Genomic DNA, 11,434 nt, shown 5'->3' with positions numbered 1-11,434 from the left:
CGCGGGTTTCCTGGGCGGCTACCGTGGCCGGGTCGCCCACCATCCGCACCGGGCGCGTGGTGGCGCAGCCGGCCAGCAGAAGCATGCCGGCCAGGGCGATCAAACCCAACCTCACGGATGGAGCCTTTTTTCAGCGTCGATCAGCGCGGTGTTCTTCGGGTCGAGCTTGCGTACCTGGTCGAAGACACGGCGGGCTTCGTCCTTGTTGCCCAGCTTCCAAAGCACCTCGCCCAGGTGCGCGCCGACGTCGCCGTCTTTCCGGGCAGCCCACGAGCCACGCAGGGTCTGGACGGCGGCGTCAAGGTGGCCGAGGCGGTACTGCACCCAACCCCACGAATCGGCGATGGCCGGGTCGTCGGGATGGGCGTCTCGTGCGGTCTTCACCAGCTGCTCGGCCTCGGCCAGATCGCGGTTGGCATCAGCCAGCGTGTAACCGAGCGCATTGCTGGCGTCCACGTCGCCGGGCTTGAGGTCCAGGACATGGCGAAGATCTGCCACCGCGGAGTCCACCTTGCCGGCCTCGGCGTAAGCCAAGCCGCGCGAATACACCAGTTCCGGATCATCCGGGGTCACGCGCAGCGCGCGGCCGTAGGCATCGGCGGCGTCGGTGAAGCGGCGCTCGCGCATGTAGAGCTCGGCGTCGACCACGATCGCACGGCGAAGTTGCTCGGGTTGGTCGGCGTAGTCCATCTGCATTTGCTGGGCGGCCGCATGGGCTTCTTCGGATCGACCCTGCTGCAACAGCACCACGGCGGAGCGGGCATCGGCATCGAAGGCATGCGTATCGCCGTCGGCAACCTGGTCGTACCAGTCCAGGGCTTCGTCCGGCTTGCCCAGGAGTTCGGCCAGCTGACCGGCCAGGTAGGCGGTATTGGCCTTGGTTTCATCCGGGGCGCGCTTGATCTGGGCGTAGATCAGGGCCAGTTCCGCGCGGTCGTTGCGTTTGGCGGCAATGGCCGTACGGATGGCGAAGGTTTCCGGGCTTTGCGGGCCGTCCTTGAGCAGTTTGGTGGCGGCTGCCTCTTCACCGGACTGCCCGAGCAGCGTGGCATAGGCCAGGCGCAGGTGGACATCCTTCGGACTCTTGGCCAGTGCCTTGCCGAAATAGGCCTTGGCGCCAGCCTTGTCGCCTGCCTTGAAGCGCATCTGGCCGGCCCAGGCGTAGCTGCGGGCATCGTGGAACTTCGCAAGCGCGGCGTCGGCGATCTTCTGCGCATAGTCGTGGCGGCCAAGTCGGTCACCCAGCTCGCTCATCGCCAGCCAGGCTTCTGAATCGTTCGGCAGGCGCTCGGGCGTGGCGACGGCCTCAAGCATGCGCGCGGCCTGGGCGGTGTCGCGTGCGTTCACCAGAACCCGGCCGAAATCGCGCCATGCATCGGGATCATGGGTGTCCACCAAGAGCTGCAGCTGCTTGCGAGCCTCGTCAGCCTGGCCGCGGTCAAGGGCCAAATCTGCCCGCATGGCCGCCAACTGGGCCGGCTTGGCGCCAAGCTGCTGCCAGCGGGCCAGGGCCCGGTCACCGGCGGCGGGATCGTGGGTGGCCAGCGCCAGCTGGGCGGCTCGCTCGGCCACCGCCGGGTTATTGGAAAGCTCTGCTGCCCGGCCATAAGCGGCGGAGGCGGCCGGCAGGTCGGTGCGGGAGAGGGCAAAATCGCCTTCCAGCAACTGCGCCATGACGTCCCGCTCCGGTGGCAGGGTGGCCACGGCCAGGTGGTCCAGCGGCTGCGGCGGCGCGGGCCTGGACGAAGGCAACCGGGTGGCTGTATTTGCGCACCCAACGAGGAGCAAAACACCACTGGCGGCGATAACAAGATGCCGCAGTTGCTTGAATCTGGCCGTGCCGCTCCCCACAATTGCTCTCCAGTTGCCGTCGGTTCTCGTTACCGGGGGCCGGTTTCGCCGCCCGCGGGCACAGCTTAGCCTACGCCTTGCAACACGCCACGCTTCCTACGGACGCAACCGCCACGCCATGCCGCTGATCGCTCTCGGGCTCAACCACCTCACCGCGCCGGTGGCCTTGCGCGAGCAGGTGGCGTTCGATGGCGCGCTGGCCTTGCAAGCCCTGGACGACCTCAAGCGCCAACCCGGCGTGGAAGAGGCGATGATCCTGTCCACCTGCAACCGCACGGAGCTTTATTGCTCCGTGGCACCAGGCGCCGAGCACGTACCGCAATCGTGGCTGTCGCACCAGCAACGTATGACCCCGCAACGGCTCGATGAGTTCCTTTACACGCATCTGGAGGACGAAGCCGTACGCCACATGTTCCGCGTGGCGACCGGGCTCGATTCCATGGTGCTGGGCGAACCCCAGATCCTTGGCCAGGTGAAGGATGCCTACCAGGTGGCTCGGGAGGCCCAGTCCCTGCGGGCCCCCATGGACCGCCTGCTGCAACACACTTTCGCCGTGGCCAAGCGCGTGCGCACCGATACGCGCATCGGCGCGCATACGGTGTCGGTGGCGTATACCGCGGTACGCCTTGCCGAACAGGTGTTCACGGACCTGCGCCAGGCGTGCGTCCTGTTGATCGGTGCCGGCGAGACCATTGAACTGGCCGCCCGCCACCTGGCGGACAAGAAAGTGCGCCGCCTGTTGGTGGCCAACCGCACGCTCGAGAACGCCCAGGCGCTGGCCAGCCAACACAGCGGCTATGCCATTGCCCTGCACGACCTGCCCCGGCACCTGGCCGAAGCTGACATCGTGATCACCTCCACCGCCTCGCGCCAGCCGGTGGTCACGCGGGACATGGTGGCCGCCGCCATCGGCCAGCGCCGCCGCCGGCCGATGTTCATGGTGGACATCGCCGTACCGCGCGACATCGACCCTGGCGTCGCCACGCTGGACGATGTTTACCTTTACGGTATCGACGACCTGCGCCAGGTGATAGACGAGAACCGCAAGTCGCGCGCCAGCGCAGCGCTCGACGCCGAAGCCATCATCGAACTGCAGGTGCAGCGCTACATGTCGTGGCGCCGGGCGCTAAGCGTGCGCAACCCGGCGCTGGACATGCGAAGCGCGGCCGAGGCCCATCGCGACGAAGTCCTGCTGCGCGCCCAGGCCATGCTGCGCAACGGCAAGTCGCCCGAGGAAGCCCTGGCATACCTGGCCAATACGCTCACCAACAAATTGCTGCACGCGCCCAGCGCGCGCCTGCGCGATGCGGCGCTTGCGGGCGATCTCGACCTCCTGCATGCCGCCGGGCGCCTCTACGGACTGGACGCGGACGAGGCACCTTCCGCATGATGGATGGCTGTACGTCTTTCGACCGCCCCGCATGACACCCTCGATCCGCCGCAAGCTCGAAGCCCTCGCCGAACGCCATGAAGAGGTGGGCATGCTGCTGTCGCAGCCCGACGTCATGGCCGACAACGCGCGCTTTCGCGAACTGTCGCGCGAATATGCCCAGTTGGAACCGGTGGCCGCCTCGCTTGTCGCGCACGACGCGGCGGAGAAGGAACTGGCCCAGACCCGCGGCATGCTCGACGATCCCGATTTCCGCGACATGGCCGTCGAGGACATCGGCCGGCTTCAGACGCGACTGGCGGAACTGGATGCCCAGCTGCAGGTGCTGTTGCTGCCCAAGGATCCGCGCGACGAGGGCAACCTGTTCCTGGAAGTCCGCGCAGGTACCGGTGGCGACGAGGCGGCGATCTTCGCCGGCGACCTCTTCCGCATGTACACCCGCTATGCCGAACGCCAGCGCTGGACGGTGGAGATCCTCTCCGCCAGCGAAGGCGAGCACGGCGGCTTCAAGGAAGTGGTGGCCCGCGTGGAAGGCCGCGGGGCTTATTCACGGCTGAAGTTCGAATCGGGCACGCACCGCGTGCAACGCGTCCCGGAGACCGAATCGCAAGGTCGTATCCATACGTCGGCCGCGACCGTGGCGATCCTTCCAGAGATCGACGAGATCAACGACATCGAGATCCGCGACGCCGATCTGAAGGTCGATACCTTCCGCGCCTCCGGCGCCGGCGGTCAGCACGTCAACAAGACTGACTCGGCCATCCGCATCACCCACTTGCCCACCGGTACCGTGGTCGAATGCCAGGATGAGCGCAGCCAGCACAAGAACCGCGCCCGCGCGATGAGCCTGCTCAAGGCGCGCCTCCTCGACGAGGAGCGCAGCAAGCAGAGCGCCGCCCAGGCCGAGTCACGGCGGTTGCAGGTGGGTAGCGGTGACCGCAGCCAGCGTATCCGCACCTACAACTATCCGCAGGGCCGCATCACCGACCACCGCATCAACCTCACGATCTACCGCCTGCCCGAGACGCTTGCCGGCGACATGGATGAATTGGTCGATACGCTCACCCGCGAACACCAGGCCGACGAATTGCAGTCGCTGACGGCAGCCTAAGGACTATCGGGAATCACCTTCCCCAGCTTTACCTTGTCCACGCCACCGACGATCGGCGGCGCAAGCGTTCCGTCGGGTTTGATCAGGTATGTGGTGGGCAGGCCCTTGGGTGGGTCGAAATCCTTCGGCGGGTCGGTCACATCGACCTGGGCGATCGGATAGGACACCGGGTGCTTCTGCACGAACGCCGCCACCTCGGCCTTGTCGGTGTCTTCGAAGGCCAGGCCAATGGCCTGGACATTCTTGTGCGTCTTCACGAAATCGGAAATCTCGGGCATTTCCTTGATGCATGGGGCGCACCAGGTGGCCCAGTAATTCACGATCACCCACGTGCCGCGGTGCTGGGCCAGGTCGAACGGCTTGCCGTCGAGGGTCTTCACCTGCAGGGTGGGTTTTTCCGGCATGGCGGCAAAGGCGGGGGCGACGGCCGCGAGCAGGGCAATGCCGGCGGCAAGGTACGGCAACTTCATGAAGCTTTCTCCGTGGGGACGGTGGGTTCGGGCATGGGATTGATGTCGGGTGCCGGATACACGGTATCAAGGCGTGCGCCCAGGGTGGCGTCCAGTGCCTCGGCCAGGGCGTCGAGCATGGCCAGCAGGCGTGGCGGCAGGTCGATGCGCAGCGCCGCCGCCTGTTCGCGCGGCCGCAGCGGCAGGCGGTAGTGGGTGCAGCGATATACGCGCAACAGTTCGGTGCTGTCCAGGCTGCGGGTGAGCATCCAGCCGCCGCCCTCGCCGCGCTGAACCATGTCGGCGCGGGCAAGGTCGTCGAAATACCGGATGACAGCGTGCGTTTGCAGGTAGGGCTCGGCATCGCGCACGGCGCCCGGGTCGATGCTTTCACCGCAGCGCTGCGCGTCGATGAAGTGCCGTAGCACCACCAGCAGTCCAAGGAATTCCGCACCCTCCGGCAGCATCGAGGATGGCGCGTGGTACTCGAACGCCGAGATCGACGCCGCGATCGACGCACCGAGGATCACGATGATCCAGGACAGGTAAATCCACAGCAGGAAGATCGGTATCGCCGCCAGCGTGCCGTAGATCTCGTCATACGTGTGCGCATTGCGCACGAACAGGGTGAACCCCCAGCGGGCGATCTCGAAACACACCGCGCCGATCAATGCACCGATGGCCGTGTGCCGGAAGCGCACGCGGCGGTTGGGAATCATCGTGTACATCAGCCAGAGCGTGAGCCCCGTGATGAAAAACGGCAGCGTGCGGAACAGCAGCTGGCGTAGGCCCAGTGTTTGCGCCGCCTCCGATACCAGCGGCAACGCCGACATAAAGGACGTGACGATAAGGCCGCCCACGACCAGGATCGGACCGAGCGTGAGTGCCGCCCAATACAGGAGCAGGCGGGCACCCCAGCCCCGCGACTTGTGCACGCGCCAGATGCGGTTCAGCCGGTCCTCGATGCTGATCATCATGGTCACGGCGCTGAACAGCATCACCAGCACGCTGATGCCGGTGAGCTGGCTCGCCTTGTCGGCGAAGGCCAGCATGTATTCCTGCACCTTGAACCCGGCTTCGGGCACGAAGTTATGGAAGACGAAGTCGCTGATGGCCTGGCGCCAGGGCGCGAATACCGGGAAGGCCGACAGGATGGCGAACACGGCGACGGTAAGCGGCACCAGCGACACCAGCGTGGTGTACGACAGGGCGCCGGCCGTCTCGAAGCACTTGTCATCGACGAAGCGCAACCAGGTGAACCGGGCGAAGCTGAATATGCGGTCGCGGTTGTAGCGCGGGAGCATCCGTTATTCCATCGGGCACGCAATGCCGCGCCCATGACAACCTGGGCGCTACATCTGCCAGACTACCGCAGTTTGCACCATGTATCGCCTGTCCCAAGGTCCGCCCATGCCCGCCGACATTCTTGTCCTGTACTACAGCCGAAATGGCCATACCGCCCAGTTGGCGCGCCTGGTGGCGCGCGGCGTGGAGGAAATCCCCGGGATGCAGGCGCGCCTGCGCCAGGTGCCGCCGGTGGCACCGGTCACCGCGCTTGCCCAACCGCCGGAGCCTGAGGAAGGTGCGCCGTACGTATCTCTGGACGACCTTGCCCAATGCGCAGGCCTGGCCATGGGCAGCCCCACCCGCTTCGGCAACATGGCAGCACCCCTGAAGCACTTCATCGACTCCACCGGCGCGCACTGGGCCTCCGGAGCCCTGGCCGGCAAACCGGCGGCTGTGTTCACGTCCACCAGCACCATGCATGGCGGCCAGGAATCGACCTTGCTGTCGATGGCGCTGCCGCTCCTGCACCACGGCATGCTGCTGGTCGGACTGCCGTACACGGAATCGGCCCTCACCAGTACGCTCTCCGGCGGCACGCCTTACGGCGCCAGCCATGTCTCCGGTGCCGGAGGCGACAACGCCATCTCCGAGCATGAACGTGACTTGGCCCGAGCGCTGGGACGGCGACTTGCAGACGTGGCGCGACGCCTGGCCGGAACGCCATGAGCACGCCCCGCGAGCAGGTGACGGGTTTGGTGGCCTGGGGTGCGCTCGTACTGCTGCAGTTGGCGTGGCACGGCGTCATGTTTCCTCCAACCCAGGTATCGATGTTGTTAATTCTGGGGATCACGGTCGTGCCCCTGCTGCTGCCGGTGTTCTCGTTACCGGATAAGCGCCGTGCCCTGCTGTGGGTGGGCATCCTCAGCCTGTTCTACTTCTGCCATGGCATCGCCGAAGCATGGTCGTCACCTGCCGAACGCGTGCCGGCGTTGCTGGAAATCGGCCTGACATTGCTCCTGATCGGCACGCTTGGCGCAGGCGTGCGCCGGCCGAAAACACCCACGCCGGGATAACGGGCGGTGCCTATACTGGCCTTCCTAGCCGATGGGAGGCTGTACGCATGACGTTTCGCCAGGACGCCCCCACCCTGCCCGATCCGTTGCTGGACGATCCGAACCTGCAGCGATTGCTGCGCCGCCTGCCTGCGGCCTTTCGCGACGCCATGTTGCCGGACCTGCGGGCCTTGGCAACCCATGCCATGCAGGCCTATGCCATGGCGCGGGAATCGTCGCGCTCTGAGCCGATATTGACGGCGTTCGATGCCTGGGGCTCACGCGTGGACCGTATCGAACTGACCCCGGCCTGGAAGGCAGGTCCCGGTATCGCCACGCGATATGGCGTGCTTGCCGCCGGCCATGAAGCCGATGCGCTGGCTCGTGTCGGGCAGTTCGCACGCGTGTACCTCTACCACGTGGCCAGCGAGTTCTACACGTGCCCGCTGGCGATGACCGATGGCGCGGCCACGGCCTTGAAGGCGTCGGGCAACCAGGCGCTGATCGACCGCGCGGTGGGCCGCTTCCTGAGCCGCGACGCCGACAACTTCTGGCTTTCCGGACAGTGGATGACCGAAACCCCGGGCGGTTCGGATGTAGGCCGCACCGAAACAGCGGCACGGCAAGACAGCGACGGTGCATGGCGGCTTCATGGCCGCAAATGGTTCAGCTCCGCGGTCGTGGGCGAGGCCGCGCTGGCGCTGGCCCGACCCGAAGGCGCCTCCGCTGGCACATCCGCCCTGGCCCTGTTCTACGTCGAGACCCGCGATGCGGAAGGTCGCTGGCAGGGGCTTATCATCAACCGCCTGAAGGACAAGCTCGGTACGCGAGAACTGCCGACCGCCGAGGTGGAGCTGGACGGCATAATCGCCCACCCGGTGGGCGGCCTCGACCACGGCGTGAAGCTGGTGGCGCCGATGCTCAATGTCACGCGCACCTGGAACGCCGTCTGCGCGGTGGCGACCATCGCGCGCGCCAATGCACTGGCACTGAACTACGCACGGCGTCGCCAGGCATTCGGACGGCCGCTGATTGACCAACCCCTGCACGCACGCACGCTGGCGACCATGCAGGCCGAGGGCGCGGCGGCATTCGCGCTCGCCTTCAAAGTGGCGGAACTGCTGGGCAAGGTGGAGCACGCAGAGTCCTCGGCCCGGGAGCGGGTGCTGTTGCGGGTACTGACGCCCGCGGCCAAGGCATGGACCGGCAAGCTTGCCGTGCGCATGGCCTCCGAAGCACTGGAGTGCTTTGGCGGCGCGGGTTACATCGAGGATACGGGCCTGCCACAGCTGCTTCGTGATGCGCAGGTTTATCCCATCTGGGAAGGCACGACCAACGTCCTGGCGCTGGATCTCATGCGTGCACTGCGCGGCGTGGACGTAGGCGAACTTGCCGATACGCTGGCCGCCCTTTGCAAAGGCTCCGGGGCAAACGCCGGCGCGCCGGTGCGCGAGGCTGTGCTGTCGATGGCGGCCATGCTCGAGGTGGGATCGGAAGCCGCGGCTCGCGCCGCGATTTTCACCCTTGGACAGGCCGCCGCCGCCGCGTCCCTGGCCAGTCAACTGGACGCCGACGACGCCCACGGAAACGCCGCACTGGTCCGGTTCCTGGCCTTGGGCCTGGTGCACCCTCCGGTAGGAGACCCCGCCGAAGACGCGGCCCTGCTGAACCCTTGAGCCGGGGTGCCCCCATGTGGCACTGGACCTTTAGCGAACAAATCCGGCACGGGCTAAACTTGCGTCCTTGGCCAGGAAACCATGCCCATGCAGCACCTCACCATCGTCACCACCGGCGGCACCATCGACAAGATCTATTTCGACGACAAGTCGGACTATCAAATCGGCGCCCCGCAGATTGGCGAGATCCTTACCCAGTTGGGCGTGGGTTTCCGCTTTGACATCATCCCCATCCTGCGCAAGGACAGCCTGCACGTCACCGATGAAGACCGCGCGCTGATGCGCAGCACCATCGAGGCACAACCGCACCGCCACGTGCTGGTGACGCATGGCACCGACACCATGGTCGAGACCGCCGCCCAGCTTGCCGGCATCCCGGACAAGGTGATCGTCCTTACCGGCGCCCTCAACCCGGCCCGGTTCCAGGGATCCGATGCCGTGTTCAACGTGGGCTGCGCGGTGGGCGCGGTGCAGACACTCGCCGATGGCGTGTACATCGCCATGAACGGGCGTATCTGGGACCCGACGAAAGTACGCAAGAATCGCGATGCCAACCGGTTCGAGTCGAACGGCTGAGGATTCGGGTCCGCCGCCATGCCGTGCGCCGGACCCTTGCGCCCACATCCTTTTACTCCAGCGCCTTGGCCACCGCCGCGGACGCGTCGAGCAAGCCGCTGCCGCAGGGACGTCGACAGGCGACGGGCATCGCACGCGCGGAGGAAACGAGTAAACGCGTGACATCGTCACTGCTCAAGGAAGGTTTGGCCGACAGCAGAAGCGCGGCAGTACCACTGACATGTGCCGCGGCCACGCCGGTACCCGAAAGTCGTCGGTAGTTGCCCCTGACCGGAACAGTCGTTCCTTCGTCGTACGTGGTCATGACGTAGTTGCGTGCATCGGCGTCATAGCTGCCACCCGGCGCCGAAAGCGACACGATCGATCCATAACTGGAGTAGCTGGCCAGGCCCCCGCGGCGGTCGGCCGCCGCGACGACGATCACGCCCGGGCAGTTGGCCGGGTTGGCCAATGCAGCATCATCCGCATCGTTCGCCGCGCCGGCAATGACGACAGCGCCACGACGACGTGCATCGTTGATGGCGTCGGCCATGAGTCCCGGGCATGGGCCATAGGCCCCTGTCTGTATTTGTACGATGCGCGCGGGGTTCGGGTTGTCCGGTACGCCGGCTACGCGCCCGCCTGTCGCCCACGTGATGCCGTCGACGACATCGCCGAGGGTCCCGCCGCAATACGATGACGTTCGCACAGGCAACAGTTTCGCCCGTGAGGCGACTCCGGCGATACCCACGCCGTTATCCGCCACCGCTATCGCCACGCCTGCCACGTGGGTGCCATCCCAGGTGGATGGTTGCGACCCTGGAAGTCCACATTCGCCCCATTCGCGCCAATTTCCCTCGTCCAGCGCGTCGGAATCACGCCCGTCGCCGTCGCGGGAAACGTCGGGGTCACTGATGAAGTCGAAACCCGGAAGAACCTGTGCATCGAGGTCTTCATGCGGCGTTATCCCGTTGCCAACGATGGCAATGACGGTCCCTTCCCCCCGCGTGATCCGCCATGCATCGGCAACGCGCGCGCCCACCACGGCGTCGTGCAGGTTCCACTGATCGCCAGCAAGCGGATCGGGCCTTTCCTGTGCAGCGGAAGCCAACGACGCTAAGGAAGCCGTGATAGCGACCCCCAGTGATGCGAGCGGGCGTACTTTGGAAAAATTCATTCGGTTCATTCCTTTAAGCCGATGGCTGAGTGTACGGCCGAGGTGGCGTCCAGCAAGCCGCTGCCGCAGCCCTGGGGGCACGCAACAGGCAACGGACGTGTGGTATCGATGATGATGTCGTGGACATCGCGCGGTCCTAACGCCGGGTTGGCCGCGCGTACCAGGGCTGCCGTGCCCGAAACATGGGCAGCGGCAGCAGAGGTGCCGTCGAACCACGTATGGGTCGGGTCTTCAGGCGTGCTGCACCCTTTATTGGTGGTGGTCCAGATGCCATCGGTGAGGACGGGCGATGTGTTTCCTCCCGGGGCCGCAAGCCGCACAACCGGGCCAAAGTTCGAGTACGGAGCGCGCGCGCCGAATCGGGTGGTCGCGGCAACCGTCAGCACGCCAGGACAACTGGCGGGTGAGCTCGTGGATGCATCGGTGTAACCGTTGCCCGCCGCCGCCACGATGATCGCCCCCAGCCGCCTGGCGATACGGATGGCTTCAGCGGAAAACGTATCGCAAGGCCAGTTGCCGCTCAGGCTCAGGTTGATCACCTGTGCCGGTGTCGGGTTATCAGGGACGCCGTCCACATGGCCACCCGCTGCCCAGATGATCGCCTCGCCGATATCCACCGTTTCGCCACCGTCGGGGCCAAGGACACGCAGGGGCAGGATGCGCGTTTCAGGGGCCGCGCCGATCGGGCTTTTGTCGTTGCCGCCGCGGGCGGCGACAAGGCCCGCGACCTGCGTGCCGTGCCAGTTGGGCACGCCGCCGTCACAGTACTCGAGCCCTTCGTCGCGCGCGTCCGCATCGCGGCCGTCACCATCGCGTGCGCGACGCGGCGAGGTGATGAAGTCGTATCCCGGCAGGACACGGCCGGCGAGATCCGGGTGAGCGGTGA

The 11,434-nt window shown here is 66.2% G+C and carries 11 protein-coding genes; 6 read left to right on the top strand and 5 right to left on the bottom strand.

What is annotated here, in order from left to right:
- Nucleotides 1–111: 111 nt before the first annotated feature.
- The gene (locus tag VK519_RS11405) at nt 112–1,704 is read right to left on the bottom strand and encodes a tetratricopeptide repeat protein (RefSeq protein WP_324349892.1); all 1,593 of its coding nucleotides are present in this window, start codon (nt 1,702–1,704) and stop codon (nt 112–114) included.
- A 265-nt stretch (nt 1,705–1,969) separates the two neighbouring features.
- On the opposite strand from VK519_RS11405, the gene hemA reads away from it, so the two are divergent.
- Together hemA and prfA are read left to right on the top strand one after the other, a co-directional pair.
- Entirely contained in the window at nt 1,970–3,241 is a 1,272-nt protein-coding gene (gene hemA, locus VK519_RS11400; RefSeq protein WP_324349890.1) for a glutamyl-tRNA reductase, read from the top strand.
- 31 nt (nt 3,242–3,272) lie between these two features.
- Complete coding sequence (prfA, locus tag VK519_RS11395) at nt 3,273–4,352, top strand: peptide chain release factor 1 (protein ID WP_324349888.1); 1,080 nt, start codon at nt 3,273–3,275, stop codon at nt 4,350–4,352.
- On the opposite strand, the gene VK519_RS11390 is transcribed toward prfA, so the two are convergent.
- Nucleotides 4,349–4,822, bottom strand: a complete 474-nt coding sequence (locus tag VK519_RS11390; protein WP_324349886.1) for a TlpA family protein disulfide reductase — start codon at nt 4,820–4,822, stop codon at nt 4,349–4,351. The genes prfA and VK519_RS11390 overlap by 4 nt on opposite strands.
- A complete protein-coding gene (locus tag VK519_RS11385; protein ID WP_324349884.1) occupies nt 4,819–6,105 on the bottom strand; it encodes a YihY family inner membrane protein in 1,287 nt (428 codons plus the stop codon). Before VK519_RS11385 ends, VK519_RS11390 begins: the two co-directional genes overlap by 4 nt.
- Before the next feature lie 106 nt (nt 6,106–6,211).
- Here VK519_RS11385 and wrbA point away from each other — a divergent pair, with 106 nt between their 5' ends.
- The 4 genes from wrbA (at nt 6,212) to VK519_RS11365 (ending at nt 9,392) form a co-directional block, all read left to right on the top strand.
- Entirely contained in the window at nt 6,212–6,814 is a 603-nt protein-coding gene (gene wrbA / locus VK519_RS11380; RefSeq protein ID WP_324349882.1) for an NAD(P)H:quinone oxidoreductase, read from the top strand.
- Nucleotides 6,811–7,161, top strand: a complete 351-nt coding sequence (locus VK519_RS11375; protein WP_324349880.1) for a DUF2069 domain-containing protein — start codon at nt 6,811–6,813, stop codon at nt 7,159–7,161. The genes wrbA and VK519_RS11375 overlap by 4 nt, the downstream gene beginning before the upstream one ends.
- A gap of 47 nt (nt 7,162–7,208) precedes the next feature.
- A complete protein-coding gene (locus tag VK519_RS11370) occupies nt 7,209–8,816 on the top strand; it encodes an acyl-CoA dehydrogenase family protein (RefSeq protein ID WP_324349879.1) in 1,608 nt (535 codons plus the stop codon).
- An 87-nt stretch (nt 8,817–8,903) separates the two neighbouring features.
- A complete protein-coding gene (locus VK519_RS11365; protein ID WP_324349877.1) occupies nt 8,904–9,392 on the top strand; it encodes an asparaginase domain-containing protein in 489 nt (162 codons plus the stop codon).
- A gap of 52 nt (nt 9,393–9,444) precedes the next feature.
- Here VK519_RS11365 and VK519_RS11360 read toward each other — a convergent pair whose 3' ends face one another.
- Nucleotides 9,445–10,482 carry a S8 family serine peptidase gene (locus VK519_RS11360; RefSeq protein WP_324349876.1) on the bottom strand — a complete coding sequence of 346 codons (1,038 nt, stop codon included), beginning with the start codon at nt 10,480–10,482 and terminating at the stop codon, nt 9,445–9,447.
- A gap of 71 nt (nt 10,483–10,553) precedes the next feature.
- Nucleotides 10,554–11,434: S8 family serine peptidase (locus VK519_RS11355; RefSeq protein ID WP_324349874.1), on the bottom strand; the 881-nt coding region annotated here is incomplete at its 5' end.

The sequence above is a fragment of the Pinirhizobacter sp. genome, assembly GCF_035317885.1.
In the GTDB taxonomy this organism is placed as follows: Bacteria; Pseudomonadota; Gammaproteobacteria; order Xanthomonadales; family Rhodanobacteraceae; genus Pinirhizobacter.
This window is presented reverse-complemented; position numbering and strand designations above follow the sequence as displayed.

Bases quoted from the DNA above. Each gene is read 5' to 3' on its own strand.
- hemA (WP_324349890.1), top strand. From the start codon at position 1,970: ATGCCGCTGATCGCTCTCGGGCTCAACCACCTCACCGCGCCGGTGGCC.
- prfA (WP_324349888.1), top strand. From the start codon at position 3,273: ATGACACCCTCGATCCGCCGCAAGCTCGAAGCCCTCGCCGAACGCCAT.
- VK519_RS11390 (WP_324349886.1), bottom strand. From the start codon at position 4,822: ATGAAGTTGCCGTACCTTGCCGCCGGCATTGCCCTGCTCGCGGCCGTC.
- VK519_RS11385 (WP_324349884.1), bottom strand. From the start codon at position 6,105: ATGCTCCCGCGCTACAACCGCGACCGCATATTCAGCTTCGCCCGGTTC.
- wrbA (WP_324349882.1), top strand. From the start codon at position 6,212: ATGCCCGCCGACATTCTTGTCCTGTACTACAGCCGAAATGGCCATACC.
- VK519_RS11375 (WP_324349880.1), top strand. From the start codon at position 6,811: ATGAGCACGCCCCGCGAGCAGGTGACGGGTTTGGTGGCCTGGGGTGCG.
- VK519_RS11370 (WP_324349879.1), top strand. From the start codon at position 7,209: ATGACGTTTCGCCAGGACGCCCCCACCCTGCCCGATCCGTTGCTGGAC.
- VK519_RS11365 (WP_324349877.1), top strand. From the start codon at position 8,904: ATGCAGCACCTCACCATCGTCACCACCGGCGGCACCATCGACAAGATC.